At 62.4% G+C, this 26,498-nt stretch carries 30 protein-coding genes and 1 pseudogene; 26 read left to right on the plus strand and 5 right to left on the minus strand.

From position 1 onward, the window contains the following. Positions 1–3: 3 nt before the first annotated feature. Positions 4–1,056 (minus strand): phage portal protein, encoded by a 1,053-nt coding sequence (locus U5771_RS29780; protein ID WP_322027290.1) that lies wholly within the window; start codon positions 1,054–1,056, stop codon positions 4–6. After that, entirely contained in the window at positions 1,053–2,822 is a 1,770-nt protein-coding gene (locus tag U5771_RS29785; protein ID WP_322027291.1) for a terminase ATPase subunit family protein, read from the minus strand. Before U5771_RS29785 ends, U5771_RS29780 begins: the two co-directional genes overlap by 4 nt. Between U5771_RS29785 and U5771_RS29790 the strand changes: the two genes are divergently transcribed. From U5771_RS29790 to U5771_RS29845, 12 genes and pseudogenes are all read left to right on the plus strand, one after another. Continuing rightward, on the plus strand, positions 2,802–3,770 hold the full coding sequence (locus U5771_RS29790; protein ID WP_415859448.1) for a GPO family capsid scaffolding protein: 969 nt from the start codon (positions 2,802–2,804) through the stop codon (positions 3,768–3,770). The genes U5771_RS29785 and U5771_RS29790 overlap by 21 nt on opposite strands. Before the next feature lie 31 nt (positions 3,771–3,801). Next, positions 3,802–4,812 (plus strand): phage major capsid protein, P2 family, encoded by a 1,011-nt coding sequence (locus U5771_RS29795; RefSeq protein WP_322027292.1) that lies wholly within the window; start codon positions 3,802–3,804, stop codon positions 4,810–4,812. After that, positions 4,809–5,498 (plus strand): terminase endonuclease subunit, encoded by a 690-nt coding sequence (locus U5771_RS29800; RefSeq protein ID WP_322027293.1) that lies wholly within the window; start codon positions 4,809–4,811, stop codon positions 5,496–5,498. Before U5771_RS29795 ends, U5771_RS29800 begins: the two co-directional genes overlap by 4 nt. 100 nt (positions 5,499–5,598) lie before the next feature. Next, on the plus strand, positions 5,599–6,078 hold the full coding sequence (locus U5771_RS29805; protein ID WP_322027294.1) for a head completion/stabilization protein: 480 nt from the start codon (positions 5,599–5,601) through the stop codon (positions 6,076–6,078). Beyond that, positions 6,078–6,284, plus strand: a complete 207-nt coding sequence (locus U5771_RS29810; RefSeq protein ID WP_322027295.1) for a tail protein X — start codon at positions 6,078–6,080, stop codon at positions 6,282–6,284. The genes U5771_RS29805 and U5771_RS29810 overlap by 1 nt, the downstream gene beginning before the upstream one ends. A 15-nt stretch (positions 6,285–6,299) precedes the next feature. Further along, entirely contained in the window at positions 6,300–6,644 is a 345-nt protein-coding gene (locus U5771_RS29815; RefSeq protein ID WP_322027296.1) for a putative holin, read from the plus strand. A gap of 1 nt (position 6,645) precedes the next feature. Further along, positions 6,646–6,918 carry a phage holin family protein gene (locus U5771_RS29820; protein ID WP_175805394.1) on the plus strand — a complete coding sequence of 91 codons (273 nt, stop codon included), beginning with the start codon at positions 6,646–6,648 and terminating at the stop codon, positions 6,916–6,918. Beyond that, positions 6,915–7,727, plus strand: coding sequence for an N-acetylmuramidase family protein (locus tag U5771_RS29825; RefSeq protein ID WP_322027297.1), 813 nt, complete (start codon positions 6,915–6,917; stop codon positions 7,725–7,727). Before U5771_RS29820 ends, U5771_RS29825 begins: the two co-directional genes overlap by 4 nt. A 68-nt stretch (positions 7,728–7,795) precedes the next feature. Continuing rightward, positions 7,796–8,080, plus strand: a pseudogene (locus U5771_RS29830) (LysB family phage lysis regulatory protein); the annotation flags it as partial. After that, positions 8,001–8,279, plus strand: a complete 279-nt coding sequence (lysC, locus tag U5771_RS29835) for an Rz1-like lysis system protein LysC (protein ID WP_322027298.1) — start codon at positions 8,001–8,003, stop codon at positions 8,277–8,279. The pseudogene U5771_RS29830 and the gene lysC, both read left to right, overlap by 80 nt. Beyond that, positions 8,272–8,733 (plus strand): phage tail protein, encoded by a 462-nt coding sequence (locus U5771_RS29840; protein WP_322027299.1) that lies wholly within the window; start codon positions 8,272–8,274, stop codon positions 8,731–8,733. The genes lysC and U5771_RS29840 overlap by 8 nt, the downstream gene beginning before the upstream one ends. Continuing rightward, positions 8,711–9,175 (plus strand): phage virion morphogenesis protein, encoded by a 465-nt coding sequence (locus tag U5771_RS29845; protein WP_175805398.1) that lies wholly within the window; start codon positions 8,711–8,713, stop codon positions 9,173–9,175. Before U5771_RS29840 ends, U5771_RS29845 begins: the two co-directional genes overlap by 23 nt. Here U5771_RS29845 and U5771_RS29850 read toward each other — a convergent pair. Then, positions 9,155–9,940: a DNA-methyltransferase gene (locus U5771_RS29850; RefSeq protein ID WP_175805399.1), complete on the minus strand. Its 786-nt coding sequence runs from the start codon at positions 9,938–9,940 to the stop codon at positions 9,155–9,157. The genes U5771_RS29845 and U5771_RS29850 overlap by 21 nt on opposite strands. A gap of 173 nt (positions 9,941–10,113) precedes the next feature. On the opposite strand from U5771_RS29850, the gene U5771_RS29855 reads away from it, so the two are divergent. From U5771_RS29855 to U5771_RS29915, 13 genes are read left to right on the plus strand one after another with little or no spacing between them, the layout of a single operon-like run. Continuing rightward, positions 10,114–10,833, plus strand: a complete 720-nt coding sequence (locus U5771_RS29855) for a phage baseplate assembly protein V (RefSeq protein WP_322027311.1) — start codon at positions 10,114–10,116, stop codon at positions 10,831–10,833. Continuing rightward, the gene (locus U5771_RS29860; protein WP_415859449.1) at positions 10,830–11,192 is read left to right on the plus strand and encodes a GPW/gp25 family protein; all 363 of its coding nucleotides are present in this window, start codon (positions 10,830–10,832) and stop codon (positions 11,190–11,192) included. The genes U5771_RS29855 and U5771_RS29860 overlap by 4 nt, the downstream gene beginning before the upstream one ends. Continuing rightward, complete coding sequence (locus tag U5771_RS29865) at positions 11,189–12,094, plus strand: baseplate J/gp47 family protein (protein ID WP_322027301.1); 906 nt, start codon at positions 11,189–11,191, stop codon at positions 12,092–12,094. The genes U5771_RS29860 and U5771_RS29865 overlap by 4 nt, the downstream gene beginning before the upstream one ends. Continuing rightward, complete coding sequence (locus U5771_RS29870; protein WP_322027302.1) at positions 12,087–12,626, plus strand: phage tail protein I; 540 nt, start codon at positions 12,087–12,089, stop codon at positions 12,624–12,626. The genes U5771_RS29865 and U5771_RS29870 overlap by 8 nt, the downstream gene beginning before the upstream one ends. Before the next feature lie 3 nt (positions 12,627–12,629). Next, positions 12,630–15,932 (plus strand): tail fiber protein, encoded by a 3,303-nt coding sequence (locus tag U5771_RS29875; protein ID WP_322027303.1) that lies wholly within the window; start codon positions 12,630–12,632, stop codon positions 15,930–15,932. 1 nt (position 15,933) lies between these two features. After that, complete coding sequence (locus U5771_RS29880) at positions 15,934–16,806, plus strand: tail fiber assembly protein (protein WP_322027304.1); 873 nt, start codon at positions 15,934–15,936, stop codon at positions 16,804–16,806. Positions 16,807–16,853: 47 nt separating this feature from the next. After that, a complete protein-coding gene (locus U5771_RS29885) occupies positions 16,854–18,026 on the plus strand; it encodes a phage tail sheath protein (protein ID WP_322027312.1) in 1,173 nt (390 codons plus the stop codon). Positions 18,027–18,041: 15 nt separating this feature from the next. Then, positions 18,042–18,551, plus strand: coding sequence for a phage major tail tube protein (locus tag U5771_RS29890; RefSeq protein WP_059449109.1), 510 nt, complete (start codon positions 18,042–18,044; stop codon positions 18,549–18,551). 56 nt (positions 18,552–18,607) lie between these two features. Next, positions 18,608–19,033: a phage tail assembly protein gene (locus U5771_RS29895; RefSeq protein ID WP_081053335.1), complete on the plus strand. Its 426-nt coding sequence runs from the start codon at positions 18,608–18,610 to the stop codon at positions 19,031–19,033. Positions 19,034–19,041: 8 nt separating this feature from the next. After that, the gene (locus U5771_RS29900; protein ID WP_081053334.1) at positions 19,042–19,164 is read left to right on the plus strand and encodes a GpE family phage tail protein; all 123 of its coding nucleotides are present in this window, start codon (positions 19,042–19,044) and stop codon (positions 19,162–19,164) included. Further along, positions 19,157–22,141, plus strand: a complete 2,985-nt coding sequence (locus U5771_RS29905) for a hypothetical protein (protein ID WP_322027305.1) — start codon at positions 19,157–19,159, stop codon at positions 22,139–22,141. Before U5771_RS29900 ends, U5771_RS29905 begins: the two co-directional genes overlap by 8 nt. Positions 22,142–22,160: 19 nt before the next feature. Beyond that, positions 22,161–22,616 carry a phage tail protein gene (locus U5771_RS29910; RefSeq protein ID WP_322027306.1) on the plus strand — a complete coding sequence of 152 codons (456 nt, stop codon included), beginning with the start codon at positions 22,161–22,163 and terminating at the stop codon, positions 22,614–22,616. Then, positions 22,600–23,682, plus strand: coding sequence for a phage late control D family protein (locus tag U5771_RS29915; RefSeq protein WP_322027313.1), 1,083 nt, complete (start codon positions 22,600–22,602; stop codon positions 23,680–23,682). Before U5771_RS29910 ends, U5771_RS29915 begins: the two co-directional genes overlap by 17 nt. A gap of 97 nt (positions 23,683–23,779) precedes the next feature. Here the strand turns inward: U5771_RS29915 and U5771_RS29920 are convergent, their stop codons facing one another. After that, positions 23,780–24,634, minus strand: a complete 855-nt coding sequence (locus tag U5771_RS29920) for a hypothetical protein (RefSeq protein ID WP_322027307.1) — start codon at positions 24,632–24,634, stop codon at positions 23,780–23,782. 154 nt (positions 24,635–24,788) lie between these two features. On the opposite strand from U5771_RS29920, the gene U5771_RS29925 reads away from it, so the two are divergent. Beyond that, complete coding sequence (locus U5771_RS29925) at positions 24,789–25,724, plus strand: DUF4238 domain-containing protein (protein ID WP_322027308.1); 936 nt, start codon at positions 24,789–24,791, stop codon at positions 25,722–25,724. A gap of 115 nt (positions 25,725–25,839) precedes the next feature. Here the strand turns inward: U5771_RS29925 and U5771_RS29930 are convergent, their stop codons facing one another. Beyond that, positions 25,840–26,349, minus strand: coding sequence for an IS21 family transposase (locus tag U5771_RS29930; protein ID WP_322027309.1), 510 nt, complete (start codon positions 26,347–26,349; stop codon positions 25,840–25,842). Positions 26,350–26,498 lie beyond the last annotated feature (149 nt).

A 26,498-nucleotide genomic window follows, 5' to 3' on the forward strand; every position in this document is an offset into this window, starting at 1 on the left:
CGACTATGCCGCGGGCGACGCCGGCGGAATGGCGTACGGATCGAAGCTCACGACTTCTTCGCCGAGCCAGTCGTTCAATTCCAGGAACCGCGACTGCAGCGGCACAATCTCATTTCGCCCGAACACGCGCGCAGCGGTGTCGGGCGTGCCAAACCCGCCCGAATTGCTCGGCACGATGCCGAGCAGCTGCGGCGGCACGCGATGCGCGGCGAGCAAGTCGTCGCGCGTCACGTTCTTGATATTGAAAAATTCATCCTTCGCGGCAACCTCGGAAACGGGGATAAGCTGGATGCCGTCCTTCTTGCCGCCCGGTGCATACATGAACACGTTTCGGAAATTGCCCGGTCCCTTGCTGTTCTTCAACGCGGAGCGCATGTTGTCCACGTCGCTCTGAGTTTGCGCGGCGTCCGTCATGTACAGGATGAAGCCCGCATGGCTTCCGTTCTCGTAATACTTCCGGCGGAACAGCGTCGACGATTCGTTGAGCCAGGCCGAATGGAGCGAGCTGAGATATTCCGGCAGGCCGTACACCTCTTGGTTGATATCCGACTGCATCACATGAAACACGCTGTCCGGCTCGAATTCATGTTCGATCCGCCAGCCGTTCGCGTATACGTAGCCGCTGAAGTCGGCCTTCCGGCGGGTGTACTTCGCGAGTGAGTTCTCAAGGCGTAGTGTGTTACCGAGCCGATTCCGTCGCCGTTCGAGATAGCCGTTACCGAACACCATGAAGTCGAGCGCCAGGCGCCCGAATTGCGCGCGCGAAAGCAACCGGTGCGGCCGGAACGTCGACGCCAATACGTTCGCTTTGAAGTACAGCGCGGAGCTGTGGTGTGTGCTCGCGCGAAATGACTTCGCAATCCCGTGAAAGCTCACCGGCGGCTCGAACCACTGACCATTCGACCAACATTCAACGTAGTCGAGAATTTCGGCACGATCCATGACCGGAATCGGATCGTCGAAGGTGAACACTTCGGCACGCGCCGGCGCTGGCGCGACCGGCGCGAGATGCGAGGATGCTGCGGCCGTGTGGCGGCCGCGCGTGCGCTTGCTCACGAATAAATCTCCATGAAGGATTGAGAATTCAGGCCGCCGCCGTCGAGCGGTTCGCGGTCGATCGCATGCAGGCACGCCCACGCCAGGTCGGCGTGGCCGGTTTCCTCGGAGCGGTCAGCCGTGTACGTCGCGCGGTGGCCGCCGGCCGTGATGGTCTGTTTGATCGCCATGAAGGCGGCCGCCAGGTCTGTCCATCCGGCGTCGAACTGAAATCGGCCGTTGCGAATCACCGACTGGCCCTTGAGAACCAGACGGGTTTTCACCTCGGGCGAGTAATTGATAGCGACCGCGCCGGGGTAGAACTTTCGGACGAGCTGATAGACGCCCTGGCCCATGCCGGTCGTGTCGATGCCGATATGCCCGACGTTGTAGCGCAGCGTGACCCGGCGAATCGCTTCGGCCTGGGCCTCGAAGTCGTTACCGCGGAACTGGTGGCGTTCGAGCACGCGGAACGGACCGCCTTCAACGCGTGGCGGTGCGATAACGGCCAGGCCGGCCGAGTCGCCGGTTAGCGCAGGGTCATAGCCGACCCACACTTCGCGATGGCCGAACGGGCGCAGTAGCAACGGCGAAAAGTCGTCGGCCCATTCTTCCCAGGAATCGACCATGCAGTTCTGCAGCTCGGTCAGCTTGAACACCGACAGAGAATCGTCGATGAACGCGCACATAAGCAGATTGGCGAATTCCTCGGCGCTGTACTCGCGGCGCAGCTCGTCGATGTCGAACAAGTCGCAGCCGCCCGCCATCGCGTCCAAGATCGTCACGATTTGGCGCCACTGCGCGTCCTTGCACAACATGCCGCGTACGAGCGCTTCGTGGCTCGTGTCGATCTGAATGCGATCGGCCGCCGCGCGGCCACGGTTCGCGTGCGCACCGCTCCAGAACGCGAACGCCTCATGCATCACGCTGGATGGCGTGCTGAAGTATGTCTTGCGCCAGCGCTTGTGCATTGCCATGCCGGACGCGACCTTGTTCAGTTCGCGGAACTTCGGTACCCAGAAATACTCGTCGAAGTAAAAGTTCCCGTGGTACGACTGCGCCGTACGTGCGTTCGTCCCCAGGAAATACAGGATCGCGCCGTTCGGGATAACGATCGGATCGCCGGTCAGCTCGACGCCCGCGGCATCAAGCGCAAACTGCGTGATGTACTGCTTGAACACGTGCGCCTGTGCCTTACTGGCCGACAGGAAAATCTGATTTCGTCCGGTATCGAGCGCGTCGACGAAGGCTTCGCGCGCGAAGTACCAGGTTGCGCCGATCTGGCGCGACTTCAGGATGTTCCGCGTGCGCTGATCGCCGTTTCGATACCAGACCTTCTGGTAGTCGAACAGTGAATCGCGGAACGCTTCAACGATGCGCTGGTGCTGTTCTTCGGTGATTTCATTGCGGACGGGTTTGCGCTTCGGTCCTGCGCCACGGCCGGCAACCTTCGGATTCAGGTCGCTTTCCCTGCCGCTGCCTTCGTAGTTGCGCACACGGGCCAGGCGTTCGAGCACGCGGCCCAGCGCGTCCATTTCTTTGTAATCGCCGCCGTCCTTCTTTTCCTTCTCAATCAGCACGACCATGCGCGCTTCGGCTGTCGCGGCGACGCGCTCCTGGGCGGTCGCTTCTTTCCATTGCTCGCGCCGACACCATGACGCGACGGTGGCGTACTTCAGTTCGAGATGACGCGCGATTGACGACACGCGCCAGCCCTGCCAATAGAGCGTGCGCGCAATCTTTCTAACGTCCTTTTCGCGTTTGGAATGGTCGGTGGTTTCGAGCATCCGGCAAGGGTAGGGCGACGCGCGCGCGCGATCACGCCGAGCGCGCTGTACCCGCGAGCGCAACGAACACCGCTCGTTGAGCGCGCGACGCCGAACGCCGAATATGAGAACCACGCTCAATCAACCACGGTTCGAAACCTCTCTATGCCGAAATCGAAATTTTTCCGTGTCGCAGTGGCCGGCGCGACCATCGACGGCCGCGAAATCAAGCCCGAATGGCTGACGCAGATGGCAAAAAACTACGACCGAAATCTGTACGGTGCCCGCGTCAACCTGGAACACGTTCGCGGCGTGACGCCGCTGTCGGCTACCACACCATTCGGCTCCTACGGGGACGTGATCGCGCTGGACGCTCGCGTTATCGATGACGGCCCTCTCAAAGGGAAGATGGCGCTGTTCGCGCAAATCGACCCGACCGACGACATGGTCGCGCTGTCGAAGAAGCGCCAGAAGATCTACTCGTCGATCGAAGTGAATCCGTCGTTCGCGGATACCGGCGAGGCGTACCTGGTCGGCATTGCAGCGACCGACACACCGGCGAGCCTTGGCACCGAAGCGATTCAGTTCGCTGCGCTGCGTTCCAGCAATCTGCTTTCGGAAGCGCATGAAACGACGATCGATTTCGAAAGCACGCAAGAACCCGGCGGCCGCGGTCTGCTGGCGCACGTGAAAAGCATGTTCGCGAACAGTCGCACCGGCGACGAGAAGCGCCTGCAGGAAATTCAAAGTGCCGTCGAAGAAGTGGCGAAGTTCGCGAGCGAGCAGTCGGGCGAACTGCGCACCGCGCTCGCGAACGCCGAGCAACGCGCGACGGCCGCCGAAAAGAGTGCTGCCGACGCGCTGTCGGCCGTCGAAAAGCTGACTGAAACGCTCGCGGCAACCGACAAGAGCCAAACGTTCAGGCCGAAGTCGACCGGTGGCAGCGGCGAAACGGTCACGGACTGCTGACCGTCAAATCTGATCCACGGAGAACAACCACATGCAGAAACTCACGCGCCTGGCGTACGAGCGATACGCCGCGCAAATCGCGAAGCTCAACGACACGACCGATCCGTCGACAAAGTTCGCGGTCGATCCGACCGTGCAGCAAAAGCTCGAATCGAAGATGCAGGAATCGAGCGCGTTCCTGAAGAAAATCAACGTGCTGCCTGTGACGGAACGTGAAGGCGAAAAGGTCGGCCTGAATGTCGGTCGTCCGATCGCAAGCCGTACCGACACGACGAAAGGGCCGCGCAAGCCGATCGATCCGACTGCGCTCGAAAGCAACGGTTATCGTGCGGAAAAGACCGACTTCGATACGGCAATCCCGTACGCGAAGCTCGACGCCTGGGCGAAGTTTCCCGATTTCCAGACCCGCATCCGCGACCTGATCCTGACGCAGAACGCGCTCGACCGAATCATGATCGGCTGGAACGGTACGAAGGTTGCGCCGGAAACCGATCGCGACGCGAACCCGCTGCTGCAGGACGTCAACATCGGCTGGCTGCAACAGTACCGCGCCAAAGCAGCGCAGCGCGTGCTGCATGAAGGCAAGCAAGCCGGCAAGGTGACGGTCGGCAAGGGCGGCGACTACGCGAACATCGACGCCCTGGTGATGGATGTCGTGTCGTCCATGATCGACGCCTGGTTCCAGGAAGATACGGGCCTGGTCGTGATTTGCGGCCGCGATCTGCTGCATGACAAGTACTTCCCAATCGTGAACGCCGATCAGGCGCCGACCGAACGTCTCGCGGCCGATCTGATCGTGAGCCAGAAGCGCATCGGCAATCTGCCGGCGGTGCGCGTGCCGTTCTTCCCGAAGGGCGCGCTGATGGTGACGAAGCTCGAAAACCTGTCGATCTACTACCAGGAAGGCGCCCGCCGGCGCACGCTGAAGGACGTTCCGGAGCGCGATCGCATCGAGAACTACGAATCGTCAAACGATGCGTACGTGGTCGAAGATTTCGGTTGCGGTTGCGTGGCCGAAAATATCGAGCTGGTGACGGCATGACGATCAAGACGCCGGCCCGGATCCATTTCGAGCGCGTGAGCGCCGCACGTGCAGCGGCTGCGGCCGCACCTGGCGAAACGATGGCCGGGGCAACGCCGTACGAGCTGATGCTGCGCAAGCTCGCGATCGACCGCCGCGCACTGAAGGGCGTGCAGTCGGTGACGCGGAAAATCGAGCAGAAGCGGAAGCTGTTGCCGGAGTATGCCGATTACGTGGCCGGTGTCTTGGCGGGCGGCCGCGGTGCGCAGGACGACGTCCTGGTGACGGTCATGGTTTGGCGGATCGATGCCGGCGACTACGACGGTGCGCTCGCGATCGCGACCTATGCGCTGAAACATGGCCTGGTCATGCCTGACCAGTTCGACCGCTCGCTCGCTTCAGTCGTCGCCGAGCAGTTCGCCGACGCGGCGTTGCAATCGTTCATGGAGGACGGCTCGTTCAACGCCGCGAGCCTCGAAACGATTGCCGAGCTGACGGAGCAGGGCGACATGCACGACCAGATACGCGCGAAGCTGTACCGCGCGCTTGGCTATGCCGTGCAGGAGGACGAGCCGGTACGCGCGCTTGAATATCTGCGGCGCGCGTTGAAGTACAACGAACGCGTAGGCGTGAAAAAGGACATCGACCGGCTGACGAAGCAGGTCGAAGCCTCGGGCCGTCAGGGCGACGGCACCGGCGGCACGTAAAGAGCCCAACCCGGCATGGCGGCACCGACGCCCCAGGTCCTACGCCTGACGGACACGGACCTTGTGCGTCGGTCCACCGCCGCCTCACCTATCCCCGACCATGAGCAGCTTTATTGCAACCGCATCGCCGGCGCCCGCCGCGTCGCCGATAGACGGTGTCGTTATCAACGACGGTTGGTATCCCGACGTGAGCCTCACGGACATGCGCGACGCTATGCGCCTCGACGGTACGTTGACGGCTGAACGCATCCGGCATGCGACGCGTGACGCCGTCCTGAGCGTGAACTGCGAGCTGTCCGCATGGCGCATGCACCAGGTCGCAGCCGGTCATGCGGCGCTCGACGATGTGCCCGCGGTACGCGTCGACGGTGAAAGCGCCTTCGTGCATCACTACCTGCGTGCGGTGTATCACCGCGCGTATGCCGACGTGACGGAGAAATTCCGCGGCTACGACTCGACGAAATCGGGCGGTCAGGATGCCGCCGACCTGGCCTGTACCGTCGAAGAAGCCAGGCGCAACGCCCGATGGGCGGTAAGCGCAATCCTCGGCGTCCCGAATTCGACTGTGGAATTGATTTGATGAAGGTTGCGGCCCTGCAAGGTGAATCCCTCGACGCGCTGTGCTGGCGCCACTACGGAACGACGGCCGGCACGGTTGAAGCCGTGCTCGAAGTCAATCCGGGCCTGGCCGGCCTGGGCGTCGCGCTGCCGATGGGGACGCTCGTCGATATGCCCGACCTGGACACGATCGCGCAGACCAAGCCGCTACTGCAACTGTTTGACTGACCTGGAGCCGCCCGTATGGCTGAACCGAACACCTCGACCGCTGCAGCGTTGCTTGCCGCGGTTGGCCTGGCCGGCGTTGCGCCTGGCATCGACGGCGACGCACTGATCGGCGCATTTGCTGGCGCTGCGCTCGTTGTCGTTACGTCGAAAGACCTGGGCATCGCGAAGCGGGCCGCCTACATGTTGATTTCCCTGGTCATGGGCTATCTGGCCGCGCCTGAAATCATCAACGTGATTCCGATCCGCTCGACCGGCGTCGCCGCGTTCTTCGCCGCGGCGCTCGTCATCACGGTCACGCTGACGCTTATCGAGCGGGTGAAGCGGATGGACGTTTTCGATTTTCTCCGCAAGGGGAGGTGACATGCATCTGTCCTATGCCTTGCTCGCGCTGGCGGCGCACGTTGCCGTGATTCTGCGTGTGCTGACGTACCGCAAGAGCGGCGCTCGACACCGTTTCCATGTCGCGTGGACTGCCTGGTTGATCGTCGCGATTTCCGGCGGCTCGGCGATCGAGCTGCTACTGCATCCGGAGCCGGTCGGTGCGTTTCAGGCGCTCCGCGACGTGCTGCTGGCGCTATTCGTACACCTTGCGCGCGGCAACGTCGCGCGCCTATTGCGGAGTGATGACGCATGAACACCCTACGATTGGACGCCCGCGGCGCGGAAGTCGGTCTGCTGCAGCAACGACTCTCGCGGGCCGGCTATCCCGTCGACGTGACGCACGTTTTCGACGAGCAGACAGAGCAGGCGGTGATTGCGCTGCAACGTGCGGCCGGCCTGGTCGTCGACGGCGTCGCGGGCAAGAACACCTATGCATTTCTGGCAACCGGCATGCGCGACCCGAAGCACATGACCGACGCCGATATCGAGCGTGCGGCCGACACATTAGGCGTGCCGATCGCGTGTGTTCGCGCCGTGTCCGCCGTCGAATCGCGCGGCTCGGGATTCCTGCCGGACGGCCGGCCGGTGATTCTGTTCGAACGGCACGTCATGTTTCGGCAGCTGGTGAAGCATCGAGACAAGGGCACCGCGTCCCTATACGCGGCTTCGTGCCCGAACATCGTTTCGATGTCGGCCGGCGGCTATCAGGGCGGCGCTGCGGAATATGTTCGCCTCGACCTGGCGGCACGTATCGACGCGACGGCCGCGTATGAATCGGCTAGTTGGGGCGCGTTTCAGGTCATGGGTTTCCATTGGGAACGGCTCGGCTACGTGAGCGTCGACACCTTCGTCGCGGCGATGGAGACGAGCGAAGGCGCGCAGCTCGACGCGTTCGTGCGCTTCGTCGCGGCGGATACTGGCTTGCTGGCTGCGCTGAAGGGGCGAAAGTGGGCCGCGTTCGCGAAGGGCTACAACGGCCCGGATTACGCCCGAAACCTGTACGACGCGAAGCTGGCCCAGGCATACGCACGCTTCGCCGCCGACGCAAAGGCAGCCGCGTGACCGCGATCCGTGCGCGCGCACTCGTGACCTTGGCCGCCGCTGCCGTCCTGGTTGCAGGCTGGCAGTACATGCGCGCGCTGCGGCTCGAACTGCACCAGGCGAGCGCGGCGGCCGAACAGGCTACAAATAGCCTAAAACAGCGCGACGATGTAATCGACGGGCTGCTGCGCGATGCGAACGAGAAGGACGAGCAGCGCGCACAGCTCGAAAGGACCCGGCAGGCCGTCGACGCGGCACTTGCTGCCTACAGGAAGGAACTACGGAGCCTGATTGATGAAAATCCCGCTGTCCGCGAATGGGCTGCTACTTCTTTGCCTGACGACGTTCGCCGCCTGCACGCCCGTCCGGCCCTCACCGGCGCCGACGATTACGTTCAACGAATGCGCGGCGGTGACGCGCTGCACGCTCCAGGCGACGGAGCCCGAGACAAACGGGGAGCTGAGTGACGCACTCGAAATCGTGCGCGCGGCGTGGGCGCGGTGCGCGGCCGTGGTCGACATGATCGTGGCGTGCCAGGAAAAGAAACACGGAGCGGGCGAGGCGCATGAATAAGATCAACAGCCTGCGCGTCGCGCTCACTGCGGCGGTGCCGGCGTTGGTCCATGCACCGGACCAACTGACAGTGTTCATCAATCACGGGCGGATCGTCGTGACCGGCACGCGCTCGCCGTCGTTCGAATATCGGTACGAGGGCGAAATCATCATCGAGAAGTTCACGGGTGATGCCGACGTCGTGTTCGTTGCAGTGGTGGAATGGGTGCGGGCCAATCAGCCCGACCTGGTCGCGAACCCGGACGAGCGACACCACGGCATTTCGTTCGTGGCCGACGTGCTCGACAATCAGGCAGTGGATCTGTCGATCAAGGTGCAACTGACAGAAAACGTCGTGGTCACGGACGGCGACGGGGGCCGCACAATCGAGCATGTCGACGACTCAGCGGATCGCGCGCTGTCGGATTCGAACGCATGGATGTGGGAATGCAATGGCGGAGCTGACGGCACTTGAGAAATGGGCGAGTGGTTTGCTCGCGAAGCTGTCGCCGGCGCAGCGCATGCGCGTCGCGCGCGACATCGCAGGCGAGCTGCGCCGCGCGCAGCAGTCTCGCATCGTCGCGCAGCAGAATCCGGACGGTTCCCGATACGAGCCGCGGAAGGCGAAAGCGGGCAGAAAGCGGCTGCGCGACAAGAAAGGGCGCGTGAAGCGGGCGGCGATGTTCCGCAAGCTGCGCACCGCCCGCTATCTGCGCATCGAAGCGAACCCGGCCGGCCTGGCGGTCGGCTTCGACGGCCGCCTGGCCGGCATCGTTCGCGTTCACCAGGAGGGGCTGACAGCACCGGTCGAACCGGGCGGCCCGGTGGCGAAGTATCCGGTTCGGATGGTGCTCGGGTTCGCAAAGCACGACCGCGATCTGGTGCGTGACCGTCTGTTACGCCACCTGACCGATTGACCGATAGTGGGCCTCGGTCGACGCCAAACGCCGCGATGCCACGTCGAAGTAGGCCGGATTCGTTTCGCAGCCTATCCACTTCAGGCCGGCGTCGCGCGCGGCAACCAGGAATGTCCCGGAGCCGGCGAACAGGTCACATACCACTCCGTTTTCCGGCACCAGGCGCACTACGTCGCGCGCCAGCTCGAGCGGCTTCTCGGTGACGTGCTGTTTCGGCAGCGTCAGGCGTGTCGGGAACACGCCCGGCAGATACACGCTGCTGTCATTCATCGAGCCGCGGCTCGCCCACACGATGAATTCGGCTTGTTGCGCGAACCCGCCGCGCCGCGGCCGCGTACGACCAGGCGTTTTGTCCCATACCGCGATACCGCGCAGGGTCAGGCCGGCCGCCTGCACAACGTCCGTCAGCGTCGCGAGCTGGCGCCAGTCGATAAAACAGACCAGCAGTGCGCCCGGTTTCATCGCACGCCGGCATTCGGTCAGCCAGGCATGGCACCAGAACGCCCAGGCTCGCTGATCCATGTTGTCGCCTTCGAAATCGGTATAGACGGCTTTCGTGTCGCTGTTGATGTACTTCTGGCTCGGCGCGCGCGTGCGCGCCGATAGGTGCAGCCCGCCCGACGCATACGGCGGATCGGTGAATACCAGGTCGACGGACTGATCGGGCAGTGTGCGCGCCAGGGCGAGCGCGTCGACGCGATGAAGGTGATTGAGTATCGGGGAAATGTCGGCCGCGGGTGCGGCGTTGGAAATCTGAATCGTCATGGTTCTGAGACAGCGTGGAAAGGGCACGCGCGACGCGCACCAGGTGCGCAGTGAGCATGTGACGGCGATTGTCGGCGCACGTTTGCTCGCGCGCGCGGCGAGCGCCCTGTACCCGCGAGCACGACATTGAGCGTTGCTCGCTTCGCGCGCGGGCGATCGGCAACATTGCCGATATGGATTCGAACGAAATTAACCGCCAAATTCGCAACGCCGTCCGGAAGGGATCGATTTTCGATATCGATTTCGCGAACGCGTTGTGCCGTGTCTCGATCGGCGAATCGGACGAGGATGGCCTGCAGACGAACTGGATGCCCTGGTTGACGCCGGCGGCCGGTGACACGCGCGAATGGTTGCCGCCGTCGAAGGGCGAGCAGGTGATGGTGCTCGGCCCGATGGGCGATCTCGCCCAGGGCGTCGCGCTGCGCGGCTTCTTTTCCGATTCGTTCGGCGCACCGGACCAGAGTCCGAACGCACACACCCGCACGTACAAGGATGGCGCGCGCGTGTCCTACGACTTCGCCGCCCACGCGCTCACTGCCGTTTTGCCGGGTGGTGCAACGGTTCGCGTCGTCGCGCCCGTCAGCGTCACTGTCGAAACTGATGCCGCAACCGTCAAGGCGAAGGCCGTCACGATCGACGCGAAAGATACGACCGTCACGGGTGCATTGCTCGTCAAGGGGCCGTTCACGTTCCAGTCGGGCATGACCGGTTCGGACGGTAGCGGCGAGGGCGGCGCCGGCCCAGTGATGGCGATTCAGGGCAGCGCTCGATTCACGGGCGTGGTGACGGCCGACACCGACGTGAAGTCGAAGGGCGTCAGCCTCACGGAACACCCGCACGATGCACGCGGCGAGTATGGCCGCACGTCGGGACCCGTCGCGGGGGCGTCGTGAAAGGAATGAACGCCGTCACGGGCCGCTCAATCTCGGGCCTCGAACACCTGGCGCAATCTGTTGGCCGGATCATCGGGACGCCGCTCGCGAGCTGCATTCAGCGCCGCGAATTCGGTTCCGAAGTTCCCGACCTGATCGACGCGCCGACGAACGGCGAAACCCGCGTGCGCCTGTACGCCGCCGTCGCCACTGCGCTGATTCGATGGGAGCCGCGCATTACGGTTACGCGCGTTCAGCTCGTCGTCGATGCAGAGAATGCGTATGCGGGGCGCCAGTACATCGACGTGGAAGGCTGGACCGATGAACGCGACGAGCCGGTGACGGTTCGCGTGCCCGCATCGAAGGGGACCGGGCAATGAGAACGACTCCGATCGACCTGTCGCAACTTCCGGCGCCCGATATCGTCGACACGATCGACTTCGAAACGCTGTTCGCGCAGCGCAAAGCGCGCTTCATTTCGCTCTACCCGAAGGATCAACAAGCGGAAATCGCGGCAACGCTCGCGCTCGAATCGGAACCGCTGGCGCGCTCGTTGCAGGAAAACGCCTATCGCGAAATGATCCTGCGAGCGCTCCTCAATGACAAAGCGCGTGGCCTGCTGCTGGCCTATGCCACCAAGACGACGCTCGAACACCTCGGCGCGTACTTCGACGTGGAGCGCTTGCAGGTTTCGCCTGGCGATCCGGAAAACGGAATCGATCCGGTCTACGAAGATGACGACAGCCTGCGCGAACGCATCCAGCTCGCGCCCCGTGGATTCTCTGTCGCCGGACCTGACGACGCGTACGTATTTCACGCACGCGCCGCTGATGGTCGCGTGTTGTCGGCGTCCGCCTATAGCCCGAAACCGTGCGTCATGGTCGTGACGATTCTGTCGCGCGAAGGGGACGGCACTGCGTCCGAAGAGTTGCTGCAGGTCGTGCGGAAAGCGCTTGAAGGAAAGCGCCCTCAAACGGACCAGGTCATCGTGCAGAGCGCGAAGATCGTGCGCTATGCGATTCGCGCAACGCTGCGGTTTTTCACCGGCCCCGATCGATCGGTCGCGTTGGCCGAAGCGAAGAAGCGGACGCAAACATTCGCCGATGCAATGCACCGGACGGGAATGGAAGTCACGGTGGATGGTCTGCATGCCGCGATGCGCGTCGCCGGCGTGCAGAAAGTGATTCTCGACACACCGGCGAACGGCGTGCCGATTGGGGTCGACCAGGCGTCGTACTGCACTGGAATCGAGCTGATCGACGGCGGGGTGGCCGATGAATAGCCTTTTGCCGCCGAACGCGACGCCGCTGGAACGGCGCCTGGCCGAGACGAACGCCGCAATCAGCGATATCCCGGTGACGCTCGACGTGCTGATGGATGCCGATGCGATTCCGTTGCGCTTCCTGCCGTGGCTCGCCTGGCACCTTGGCGTCGCGACCTGGCGCGACGAATGGCCGGAAGCGGTCAAGCGCGCACGCGTGAAAACGGCAATCAGCGTCGCCAGGAAGAAAGGAACCGCGGACGCGGTGCGCGAAGTGTGCGCGTCGTTCGGCGCGAACGTTGTCATGCGCGAATGGTTCGAGACGACGCCGCCGGGCGAGCCGGGAACGTTCGAAATCATTCTGACCGTCGGTTCGCGCGATGGCGTGCCGGTCACGGCGGAATACGTCAGCGACATCATCGCCGAAGTGGATCGTGCGAAACGCGGAAGCGCCCACTACACCTTGACGCAGGGCTACGCCTCGATCGGAACGATCGGCGTCGCGGCCGGCGCGCGCGCGGCACTCTATCGCCGCCTCTCCCTCACGGATTGAAACATGGCAGGAAACGTAATTCAGCTGACGGACGCAGGCCGTGCCGCCCTGGTCGCGCCGGGTAATACGGGCACCGCCGCACGGAAGATCACGCAGATTGGCCTCGGAACCGCATCGTTCGTGTTCAAGCCCGACATGAAGGTATTGCCGAACGAGTTGAAGCGCACGACGACGTTCGGCGCATCGAACGTCGCGAGCGACACGATGCACGTCATGATCCAGGACGACACGAACGCGCAATACAAACTCTATGCGTTCGGCCTGTATCTGGACAACGGCGTGCTCCTGGGCGTGTACGTGCAAGACACCCCGATTCTTGAGAAGGCGCCGGCGGCAATGCTGCTGCTGGCCGCCGATATGGTCTTCAAGTCGATCGACGTGACGAAGCTCGAGTTCGGGCCGACAACGTTCCTCAATCCGCCGGCGACGACCGAACAGAAAGGCGTCGTGGAACTGGCGACGCAATTGGAAGTCGACGCCGGCACCGACGACACGCGCGCCATCACGCCGAAGGGCGCGGCGACGCGCTACATGCCGTTCACTGGCGGCCGCTTCACGGGACCGGTGAAAATTTCGAAGGGCACCGGCGAGGTTTCGGACGATGGTTCGAGCGCCCTGCAAACGTTCGGCGATTCGCGCACGACCGGAAAAACGCTTTTCGGAACTGGCGTAAAAAGTGGCCGAGCCTATGCGGACAACGATCGGTTCTACGTGTGCGCGGATGGTGACGTTCGCATCGGATCGAGCGGCGCTGCCGGCCAGCTCCAGCTCGCAGCTGGCAACGCGGTACATGGCGTGCTGACGAAGGATGGCCGCATTCTGTTCGGCAAGAATCAGACGGACGACGGCAATGCTGCGATGCAGGTCATGCCGGAGACACCTGAGGGGTTTGGCCTGGCGATTTACCGGGCTGCGTCATATCCGCAAGCGATCAAGATCGGAGCATCGCCGAGCGCGTCGACCAGAAACGAAAACGTCATTGAATCGTACTCTGCGCTCGACAATGCGAAGCCGCTCGTTATCAGTGCGACGACCGACGGAAACAACGCAGAGCCGACGCGCGGCGTCGTCGCGATCTGGATGCAAGTTCTCGGGCAAACGGTGGCCGTGCTGAACAAGGACGGCAAGTTCTTGTTGGGCAGCGGCACTGCCGCCAGCGGTGCAGCGTTGCTCCAAGTCGGCGGCTCGTCCCGCTTCGCTGGCCCGATCTGGCGCGGCGGCACCAATGCGATGTTGGTTGGTTCGTCGGATAGTGCCGGTATCCAGAACTACGGAACCGGCGGCGATGCCGCGATCAACAATGCGCGATTCAGTGCGGACACGGTCGGCGCGGCCGTCAATCTCGGAAAATCGCGCGGCGAAACAGTCGGCGCCCAGGCCGCCGTAAAGAGCGACGACGTTCTCGGATCGGTCTATTTCAACGGGTCTGACGGCAGCAAGATGTTGATGGGCGCCGCGATTCTCGGCGTTGCATCGTCCGGCTTTACGTCGGCTTCGCGTGCGGCACGGCTTGATTTCCATACCGTTGCAAACGGCGCGGTTGGTTCGAGTCTGCGCATGCGGATCACCGCCGACGGTCGCGTGTTGTACGGCACTACCGACGACAACGGCGAGGACAAAATCCAGGCGCGCGGCTCGATCTACGCGAGCGGTGGCGTGCGAAGTGCAGGGTACGACGCGAGCGGTAGCGGCGCGCAGTTTCGCGCGGTCAGCACGGACTACGGCGCCATGATCCGCAATGACAACAAGAGCGTGTGGTTCCTGTCGACGAAGAAGGGCGACGCGTACGGCACCTACAACGATTACCGCCCGCTCGCCTGGTCGCTCGACACGGGCGCGGTTCGTATCGACGGATCGGGCGCCGGCACCTCGTTCGGCGGATATGCGCGTGTCGCCGGGAATCTGGAGGGGGCAGGAATCGGGTACTTCGCCGGCGGGGCCAGTCAGGCGAAGACGTACGGTTCCGGTGTCATCTTGGGCGCCAACGCAGGCGGCGGCGTTGTTCTGAAATGCGCGACGGCCGACGTGAACATGAAGATGTGGGACGTGCAGTCGAACGAGCGCCAGCTCAACATGCGCGCGGTCGACGACGAATGGACCCAGGGTATTCCGTTCCTGACGGCGACGCGCGAGGACAAGAGCAACGCGATTCGCTCGCTGGCGCTCGTCCCTGCCGGCGGCCGCGTACAGGTTGCCGGTGCACCTGACGACGGCTCGTCAGCGTTCGCGGCGCGGGGCTCGATCAAGGGCATCGGATCGACTGGCGCACTCGTCGCGTCGAACGGTGGCGGCACGGGGCAAACGTCGGTTCAGCTTAAGCGCGACGGTGCGCCCGTCGACCAGAAAACCTGGGAAATGCTGACGTACAGCGATGGCTCGTTCGCCGTTCGCTCGACAAACGACGCCTATACCGCCACGCAAACCGCAATCAACGTAAGCCGCTCGACGAGCTACAACCTCAGCGCCATGAAGCTGATGCCCCAGGGCGGCCGCGTGCTGGTGGGTGGCGCACAAGACGACACATCGGTGCTCGTCAACGTCGGCGGCCTGGTCGCGGCGAGCGCACCGCCGGCCGGCGACAGTTCGAACAAGCTCGTCACGTCGGCCTGGGTGTCGACGGCCATCCTGAATTCGCAGATCGGACAGATTGTTTGGGAGGCGCGAACGGCGGCACGCGCCGGCTACCTGAAGTTGAACGGCGCCGAGCTGAAGCGCACCGATTACCCGCTGCTGTGGGCCTATGCACAGGCGAGTGGGGCGATTGTCGCCGATGCGGATTGGCACAAGGCCCGCAACGGCTGCTTCTCGACCGGCGACGGCAGCACGACGTTCCGCCTGCCGGACCTTCGCGGGGAATTCATTCGCTGTTGGGACGATGGCCGCGGCGTCGACGGCCAACGTCTGATTGGCAGTTGGCAAGACAGCCAGAACCGCAGTCACGCACACGGCGCGTCGGCGTCGGCTGTCGGCGACCACACACACGGCGCGTGGACGGACGCGCAGGGATTCCACGCGCATGGCGTCCACGATCCAGGACACGCTCACGGCGTAAGGATGGGGCGCGTCGGCATCGTCGCTACGTCGTACGGCCAGGGCTGGGGACCGTACAACTGGGATCGTCAGGACATGCACGGCACGGAGGGCGCAGGCACGGGCATTTCGATCGCTGGTGACGGCACTCACGGCCACAACGTCGGCATCGGCGGTGCGGGCAACCATTCGCACGCGATTTCGGTCGCGGCTGACGGCGGAAACGAAGCGCGGCCGCGAAACATCGCGCTTCAACCTTCTATTCGAGCATTCTGAAATGAACGGCAATCTCGTACATCAATACGACCGCGAGACGGGGCAATACCTGGGGAGCATTCTTCCCGATCCCGATCCGCAAAACCCCGATCGCTGGATCGTGCCGGCATTCAGTACGGCCGATCCACTGCCGACGTGCCCGCGCAGGCAATGGCCGTTCCGGCGCGGTGATGCCTGGACGTTGCTCCCCGACTTCCGCGGCGTGAAGCTCTATCGCAAGTCGGACGGGATGCCGTCCGAAATCTTCGCGGCAGGCATCGCGCCTGACGACGCGGAGCTGACGGAGTCGCCGCGCCCCTCGTCGGAACACGTATGGAACGGGACCGCCTGGGTGGTCGATGAAGCCGTCGTGGCGAAGCGAATCTACGACGAAGCGATGGCCGAATTCAATCGCCGTATGGATCACGCTCGCGACATGAACCAGGGCAAGGCCGATGCATACGCCGCGGGTCAGCTGTCCCGCGAAGAACGCTACTACTTCCGGGCCTGGTCGGCATATCAGCTCGACATGGTGCGCGCGATCAACGCGAAGGGTTTCCCGCAGACCGTCGCATGGCCGCAAGAGCCGGCATCGTTCGAAGTGGCGTGCGGTCCGGTCATGACGGACTACGCCGCCCGCATGACGAAGGCGAAGGGAATCACCGATGGCATGGCCGACGCCCACAAGGGCGGGATGCTGTCCGATGAGGAAACGCGCATCTACGAAGCCTGGACGGAGTACGAGCGGCGGCTTACGCAGGCGATCGACGGCGACAAGTTTCCGAACGACGTTGTGTGGCCGGACGAACCGACGAAGCACGAGCCGGCCGCGGCCGACGAAAGCAACGCAACCGACGACGCGGCCCAGGCGCCCGACGCGGACGACACGCTGTAACGCCGTGGCGTTACGGAATTTCCATTTCACATAGACCAGGGAAAGACATGGCAACTACCTATCACCACGGCGTACGAGTCTACGAACTTAACGACGGCGGCCGGCCGATTCGCACGATCTCGACGGCCGTCCTTGGCATCGTCTGCACCGCAGAGGATGCCGACGCTACGGCATTTCCGCTGAACACGCCCGTGCTGCTGACGAACGTTCGATCTGCCGTAGGGAAGGCGGGGACGAAGGGCACGCTGAAGCGGACGCTGGACGCGATCGGCAAGCAGACGAATCCGGTCACGGTCGTGGTGCGCGTCCCGCAGGGGAAAGACGAAGCGGAAACCACGTCGAACGTGGTCGGCAAAGTCACGCCGGAAGGCAAGTACACCGGCGCAAAGGCACTCATGACGGCGCAGGCGAAGTTCGGCGTGAAGCCGCGGATTCTGGCCGCGCCTGGCCTCGACACGCAGCCTGTCGCGGCTCAGCTCGCCATCGTTGCGCAATCGATGCGCGGCATGGCCTACGTGTCCGCGTATGGCTGTAAGACGAAGGAAGAAGCGACCGCGTACCGGAAGCAGTTCGGGCAACGCGAAATCATGGTCATCTGGCCTGATTGGCTCGGTTGGGACGACGACGCAAATGAAACGGTCGTGATTCCGGCGCCGGCGATCGCCGCCGGCCTGCGCGCGAAGATCGACAACGATATCGGGTGGCACAAGACGCTGTCGAACATCGTCGTGAACGGCGTCACGGGTATCAGTGCCGACGTGTCGTGGGACCTGCAAGACCCGGCTACGGATGCGGGCTACCTGAACGAGCAGGAAGTGACGACGCTCGTCAATCGGAACGGCTATCGCTTCTGGGGTTCGCGCACGTGCTCGGACGATCCGCGGTTCGCCTTCGAAAACTACACGCGCTCGGCGCAGGTCGTCGCGGATTCGTTGGCGGAAAGCGAAATGCCGAACATTGACGGCCCGCTGAATCCGTCGCTGGCGCGCGACGTGGTCGAAAGCAACAACGCCTGGTTCCGCGAAACGGTGTCGAACGGCTACCTGATCGGCGGTGAGTCGTGGTTCGACGCGGAGCCGAACACAAAGGAATCGCTGTCGTCCGGCCAGGCATACGTCGACTACGACTTTACGCCGGTGCCGCCGCTGGAAAACCTGATTCTGCGTCAGCGAATCACCGACCGCTATCTCGCCGACTTCGCTGCGCGCGTGGCGGCATAACAGGAGAAACGAAATATGGGTATGCCGCGAAAACTGAAGGGCTTCAACCTGTTCCACAACGGGACGAACTTCATGGGCGAAGTCGCCGAAGTGAACCTGCCGAAGCTCAAGCGAAAGATGGAAGCCTGGCAGGGCGGGGGCATGGGCGGGCCGATCAAGATCGACTTCGGCAACGATGAGTTGCAGCTCGAATGGACGTGCGGCGGCTTCATGGAGGACGTCGTTTCGCAGTACGGCATCCTGAAGCATGACGGCGTGCAGCTGCGATTCGCCGGCGGCTATCAGCGTGAGGACAGCAAGCGCTTCGATTCGATCGAAGTCGTCGTGCGAGGTCGACACGAAGAAATCGACATGGGCCGCGCGAAGGCAAAGGAGGACACCGAATTCAAGGTCACGACGAACGCCAGCTACTACAAGCTCACGATGAACGGGCGCGTGCTGATCGAGCTTGACTTCGTCAACATGATTCAACGCGTCAACGGCGACGACCTGATCGCCGATCTTCGCGCCGCGATCGGCCTGTAACAACGTGCTCGCGCGATACGCACGGGCAATCGAAATCATCATCCAAAGGAAAGCACATGAAAACGACGAAAACCGACGAAGCAGTTCTGCAGGCGACCATCATCGAGAAAACCGACGTTGCCGCGCCGGCGAAGCCGTCGACGGCGTTGTCCGTCGCGGCAACCGAAGCCCCGCCAGCGGTCAAGGACGATCCGAACACGCACGTGCTCGATACGCCGCTCGAAAACGGTGACAACGTGATTACGCGCGTCACGCTGCACAAGCCGAATTCCGGTGCGTTGCGCGGCACGTCGCTGTCGGCCCTGGTCAATCTCGACGTGGATTCGCTGCGCAAGGTGTTGCCGCGCGTCAGCACGCCGACGCTCACCGAATGGCAGGTGACGATGATGGACCCCGCTGACCTGGTCGCCCTGGGAGGTATCTTCATCGGTTTTTTGATGCCGAAGGCCGTGAAAGCGAACATGGAATCCCTGAGCGCGTAGAGGACGCGATTGCGGATATCGCGACGGTGTTCACCGGCTGGACGCCGCCGACGATGTACGAGTTTGAACTGGCCGAACTGATGGAATGGCGCGAGCGCGCCCGGATACGAAGCGGAAGCGACGATGGATAACGCCCTGAAACTGCGGGTCATGTTCGACATGATCGACAACTGGACGAAGCCGATTCGGAACGTCCTGAACAGCAACAAGGGGTTGGCCGAGTCGCTGAAGCGCACCCGCGGCGAGCTGGCCGAACTCGGAAAGAAGCAGAAGGAAGTCGCGTCGTTTCGCGACATGCGCTCGGGCCTGGCCGAAACCGCAACCAAGCTCGGCGCGGCCCAGGCGAAGGTGAAGGCGCTAGCTGGCTCGTTGCATACGTTCGGCCCGCCGTCGCAGCAGATGGTGGCCGACCTGGCGCGCGCACGACAGGCGGCCTCACGCCTACGTGCAGAACAGAAGAAGCAGACCGAATCCGTCGACGCGCTGCGCCAGCGGCTCGCGCGCGCCGGCATCGATACGCGCAATCTTTCCCAGCATGAACGAGACCTGCGCGCGAACATCACGACGACGACGGTTGCGATGCAGGCGCAGACGCGCCAGCTTGAAGCCATGTCCGAACGTGAAAAGCGGTTGGCGGCCGCGCGAGGGAAGATGCAGGCAATGCAGGGCGTCGCCGGCGGCATGGCGATCGGCGGCTATGCCGCGCGATCGACCGGCATGCATACGCTGACCGATATGCGCGAAACGCTCGACGAAGCGAAGAAGATGATGAACGAGCGCGCACGTATTACCGCGCTCGGCCTGGGCGACGTTGCAACGCGCGACGCGGAGAAGTACGCACGCGCCATGAAACAGATGGGCGTGAGCGCGTCGGACAACATGACGTTGATCCGCGACGCGCTGTCGATCTTCGCTGACGAGCATCACGCGCAAATGGTGATGCCGACGCTCGCAAAGATGAAGTTCGCAAACGAAGCGCTGTTCGGCGCCGAAGATGCACACGCGAACGAAGAGAAGTTCATGAACATGCTGAAGGTCATCGAGCTGCGCGGCGGCACGAAAGACGAAGCCACGTTCAAGAACGAAGCCAACATGGTGCAGAAGGTGCTGTCGGCGACTGGCGGCCGTGTCGGCGGCGACGAGTGGCGAAACTTCATCCAGACGGGTGGCGTCGCTGCAAAGCAGATGCGCCAGGACGCGTTCTATTACCAGATGGAACCGCTGATCCAGGAAATGGGCGGCCACGGCGTCGGCACGGGTCTTATGTCCGCGTACAGCAACGTCTACCAAGGTAAGACGACCGTGCGCGCAGCTCAGGAGATGATGAATCTCGGGTTGGTCGACAAGAAGAACGTGGAGTACAACAAGATCGGGATGATTAAGCGGATCAAGCCCGGCGCGTTGCTCGGCGGCGACCTGTTCAAAGCGTCTCCGCTCGAATGGCTCGAAAAGGTGCTGTTGCCGAAGATGGCGGCGAAGGGCATCACCGACCCGGATCGCGTGAAGGACATGATTTCGACGATCTTCACGAACCGAACCGCGGCGAACCTGTTTTCGACGATGTACATGCAGCGCGAGCAGATTCACAAGAACGAGCGATTGAACACCGGAGCGTACGGAATCGACGACGCGGCGCGGCTCGGCGCTGAGCAGACGCAAGGGAAGGAACTCGACGCACTCGCCAAGATTCGCGAAGTCAAGCGCGAGATCGGCGAGCGCATCGCGCCGCTGTACAACGCCGGCCTGGACAAAACGCGCGAGCTGCTGGGGGCCACTATTTCCCTTATTCAAAACCACAGTGCGGCCGCGACGGTCGTGCTGTCCGTCGTAGCGGCAATCGCTGCGCTCCTGGTCGTGATGGGAACGCTTACGATCGCGCTCGCCGGCGTGCTCGGGCCGCTTGCAATTGTTCGTTTCAGCATGACAACCCTCGGCATGGGAGGCGGCATACTCGCGCGCTCGCTCGGCATCGGCGGCGCAGCGTTGCGCATGTTCGGAACCGCCGCGATGTTCGCAGGGCGCGCGATGTTGATGACGCCAATCGGCCTGGCAATCACGGCCATCGTCGCAGTCATTGCTGGTGCCGCCTACCTGATTTACCAGTATTGGACACCGATCAAGGCGTTTTTCGCGGGTGTCTGGAACGGAGTGAAAAACGTGTTCAGCAGCGTCGTCGAATGGATCACGCAATACCTGATGAACTGGACAATCATTGGCTTCATCGTCGCCCATTGGGAAGACCTGAAAGCGATCACGCTTGCCATTTGGGAACTCATCAAGGCCGGCATCGCTTCTGCGGCCGGCGCCGTAGTGGACTTCTTCATGAACTGGACGCTCGTCGGCGTCATCGTTCGCCATTGGGACACGATCAAGGCGGCAGCGGGCGCAACGTGGGATTGGATCGCGAGCACCGCCGCAGCGGTCGGCCGTGGCATCGTCGACTATTTCATGAACTGGACGCTGCTCGGCGTTGTCGTGCGACATTGGGACCAGATAATCGGGTTTGTGTTCGGCTTGGTCGGACGCTTCAGGACGATTGGCGGTCAGATTATCGAGGGCATGATTGCAGGGTTCATGGGCGGCATGTCTGCGATGCGCCAGGCGCTGAACAACATTGGCGAAAGCGCGATTTCCTGGTTCAAACAGAAGCTCGGCATTCATAGCCCTAGCCGGGTGTTCGCCGAACTCGGCGGATTCGTCGGGCAGGGCGCGGCGATCGGGATCGACGGCGAGCAGCATCGAGTCGCACGCGCAGCACTCGGTGTCGCCACGGCCGCGGTTACAGCGTTCGGCACGCCGGCGTTCAGCATGCCGGCACTGACGTTGCCGACGACGAGTGGTGCCGCGCCGGCGTCGCAGCTCGGCGAAGCGGCGGCCGCGGCCGTCGTACGGCAACCGATAGCGATCGACCGTCGACCGCCGCTGACGCTCGCACCGGCCGCGCCCGTGGCCGCAACGGCCGCCAGCATGGCGCCGGCGCCCATCACGATCCACATTCACCCACAGCCAGGAACGGATCCGCAGGCGATCGCGCGTGCGGTCGCGGCCGAACTCGACCGTCGCGAGCGAGCGAAGCGCGCACGTAGCGGCTCGCGGCTGTCGGATTGACCTTCACGGAGATAAACCGATGCTGACATCGCTACTGTCGCTCGACCAATTCGCCTTCAACCTGACGACGGCGCCGTATCACGAACTGCAACGGCACCGACAGTGGAAGCATCCGAAGAAATCGCGAATCGGTGTACGCGACTCACGCCAGTACACGGGGCAGGGCGACGACACAATCACGCTGCACGGCATGGTGGCCCCTCAAGCCATCGGCTCGATCGCGTCGATTAAGCGCCTTGCCGACATGGCCGACGCTGGCGACGGCTACGTCCTGGTCGATGGAATGGGAGTCGTTTATGGGGTATTCGTAATCACCAGCCTGAACGAAACGCAGCGATATCACACGCCCGAGGGGGTGCCGAAGAAAATCGACTTCACGCTAACACTCGAGCGCGTCGACGACGATGCGCTGCGCGTCGACCAGGAGCCGGACGCTAACACGGACGACGAGGTGGGTAATGACGACGGTAAGTGAATACGGAGTCGACGAGCGGCGTCGATCGGATCGCATCGAGCCGAAGCCCGACTACCGCATTACGCTCGGCGGCAAGAACATTTCACGCCGGTTCCTGCCGCGGCTTGAATCGCTGACGCTGTCTGAGGCTCGGTCTGACGAGGCCGACACAATCGACCTGGTGCTGGACGATTCACGGAATGATCTGGCAATTCCGAAGCGCGGCGACGAAATCAAGGTATCGATCGGATGGGCCGGCGACCCACTCGTCGACAAGGGCACGTTCGTTGTGAACGAAGTCGAACACAGCGGGGCGCCTGACACGATCACCGTGCGTGCGCGGTCGGCCGCGATGACGAACGGGATGCAGGAACGCCGTGAAAAGAGCTGGCACAAGCAGACGATCGCAACGATCGTGCAGACCATCGCGAAGCGTTATTCGCTGACGCCGACGGTCGGCGACAAGCTCGCGAAAATTCAGATTGCACATATCGACCAGACACATGAAAGCGATATGTCGTTCTTGACGCGGCTCGCGAAGCGTTACGACGCCGTTATGAACGTGAAGGACAAGCGGCTGCTGTTTATGCCGATCGGCACGGGCAAGACCGCGAGCGGGAAAGCGCTGAAGGTGCTCAACCTGACGCGCGCGGATGGTGACACGCACCGCTATCATGTGTCCGAGCGCGAAAATTACTCGGCCGTGCGCGCGCACTACCATTCGAACGGAAAGGCGAAACGGAAATCAGTCATCGTCGGCGGCGAAAACAATCACAACGTGAAGGTGCTGCCGGAGGACTACGCGACCGAGGCCGAAGCACGCGCTGCAGCGCAAGCAGAATTCACACGCACGCAACGCAGCCAGGCGACGCTCGATTACTCGCTCGCGCGTGGGCAGGCCGACCTGTTTCCGGAAACGCCTGTCACGGTGAGCGGCTTCAAACCGGAAATCGACGAAACGGCGTGGCTGGTGAAGAAGGCAACGCATCGGATCGGTAGTGACGGTTTCGTGACCGACCTGGAGCTGGAGTTGCGCGACGACCCGACGACGGATAGGCATCGGTCGCACTTTCGGAAGGCGAGGTAGAGCAGTGTGATTTGCGGACATTTCTGGAAGCTCATGCAAATCTCACAGAGAAAAGCGACGAGGCCCGCGATGGCGAGCCTCATAGCGACAGCGGTGACTAGCTCTGATCGCTCCAGCACTTCAACCGATGACGCTGGAGAAAATCTGCATAGCGAACGGCGTTCGATGTGAAGAACGGGCTTTGCGCAACGAACCGATCGTCACGCCGCTCGAACAGTATCTGCATCTCGACTGGTTCACCAGTGTCGGCCCGTCGGAGTGTCGGGTAATATCGAACGTCGAAGTAGGATACGTTAGTCTTGGTGTCGTATGCGGACTCAGCGCCATCAAGCGAATTGAAGCCCGTTGCGCAAGTCGTCATGAAGTCGAACAGCGTCTGACCGTTCGCGAGTTTGATCTGCTTTGCGAAATAGAGACCGTGGACGAATTGCTCGCGACGCATAGCAACCGTGTCTGCATCATTGGCTTCGTCCTGGAGTGGGTGGTACTTGATTTTCGCGAGATCCGGATAGCGTTTGAAAATATCGCGCTCGAATCGCTTCGGTCCATAGCACTCCGATTCATCAAGACACGTTTGGTCTGCGACATAGCGTTTCTCTTCGCCAAGCCGCGGCACATCCATAGTGGCCGGCGTGGGCCATGACTCGTGCGACTTCGTCGTTGCATCGGCGCTCGAAGCGGCGCTGGCTTTCGCGGTCTCGACTGGAACAATTGCGGATGCCGCGTGTTCAGTCTCGGCAGTCACGGCGGCCGGTTTCTCCGACGTCTGCGTCGATTCGCTGGGCGGCAGAATTATGCCGGCGGCGAAGATGCACAGCACGAATCCGACAATCGCCGCAGCCGCATGCGAGACGACCGCATTCCATCCTTTACTTCGCCAGTGCCGCGCGAGAAGCCGCCACGTGGCGACCCATATTGCGAAGACTACGAGTAGCAGCAGGAATTCTTTCATCGTGTGGTTTTGCCCTTTCGTTTGTTGTGTAAATGAAAGGCGCGAGCCTAGCACAACGAAATCGCGCCTGGATTGACGATGCATCAACACACACGTTTGTTAGAATCATCAGGTACGGTAACGTATGGTTCTTCGGCATTCAGCGGGTAGGGCGATGGCGAAAACTCACAAAAAGCAGCACTTCGTACCGGCTTCGTACATGAAAGCATGGTGTGACCCGGACTGCCCACCGGGGCAAGACCCGTACGTATGGGTTTATCCGCGCGCTGGTGGTACGCCCTTTCGACGCTCACCACGGAAACTGTTCACGGAAACGGACATGTACACGATCGAGCGCGCAGACGGCACGCGCGATTTGCGTATTGAAGCGACGTTGTCGACGCTGGAAGACCGATTCGTGGGTATCCGCAAGAACGTGTTTGAGGCGAGGCGACCACTCGAACACGACGAACACCTATACTTGTGCTTCTTCGTGGGCGCAGCCCATTTTCGGACGCCCACATCGCGAGATCACCAGGCGCAGCAGTGGGGAAATGTCTTGCGAATTGCAGATGATTTAGCGCAAAAGATGGCATGCGCGAGCCACGAGAAGCGTGCAGCTGCGGCACAAATGGCTACGCCCGGCAACGGGCATAGCCTCACGCACGAGCAGGTGCGCGCGCTGGCCACGAAACCTATTCAAAACATGATAGCCCCGATGTTGGCCGCGGTTGTTCCGCCCTTAGCGAAGATGAATCTGGCCGTCTTATGTACCGATGATTCTATCGGATTCTTGACGTCCGATCACCCATGTGCATGGTTTGATCCTGAGCTGTACAAGCTTCCGCCGCTACTCCGAAGCCCCGCGCTCGGAAGCTCAACCATTGAAGTCACGATGCCAATTTCTCCACGACAATGCCTCTATCTTTCGTGGAATAACATGGTGGGCTATCTCGATATACCAGCGTACGCGCTCCAGGAAATGAATCGCCGCCACCGCGGTTATTGCAACGAGCACGTCGTTATTCGAAAAGAATATTTCAGCGACTACTGGCTACGGGAACGACCGCTGCCGCTCGCCGAGTGGGAGCGTCGTTACCACAAGGGTTAGCACGAACCAAAGTACACGCCGGACAGTGGGCAGGACGAGTATTAGCACCTGGGACTCGCACCGGCCGAACCATGTACTCGAAGCGGTAGGGATCGCGATCTGGTCGCGATCCGGGTCACTTTGACGTGTATGCTGGCGGGCCGATACCGGCCCACATTGGACCGGAGCGCCACATGCGTGGCAGCTCGACGACCAGCGTGCGCCAGCGCGCCAACACGGTCGTGAACGTTCCGTCAGCCTTCGCGCGACGGATTTTGTCCACGACGTTCCATCCACGCACGTAGTGCGTGAGGCTCCGTTTGCTGGACAGATGATGCGGCGAATGGACGCCGACCCATGCCAACATTTCGTCGGGGGTCACGTCCGGCGCAGCCGGATCGGGATCTAGAGTTGCAACAACGGGAGCTTCTTCGGCAGTTGAATCATGGCCGATATCCCCAAGCGCTTCGAGCGCGAGCAGCCGCAGCATTTCAATGCGGTGCCAAGGGATCGGGGAGCGCCCGGCCAGGTAGTTGCGTACAGTGCGTGTGCAGCAGCGCAATCGGCGGGCGATTTCGGCAGTCGATAGACCGTCGATCAGGTCGAGAAACTCCCGCAGTGCGCCGTGGCGTGGTTGGTCAGACACGTGGCGTTTTGTAGGGCTGCGGAAAGGCACGCGTAAACTAGCGTAAACCCTCGATCATTGCTATGAGGAATGCCGTTCGACAACCGATGACGAACATCGGGAAAGCTAGCGATCTGACTTTACATAACGTGAATTATCGATAGTTTTGG

It is taken from the genome of Burkholderia sp. BCC1977, from assembly GCF_905339595.1.
Classification (GTDB): domain Bacteria; phylum Pseudomonadota; class Gammaproteobacteria; order Burkholderiales; family Burkholderiaceae; genus Burkholderia.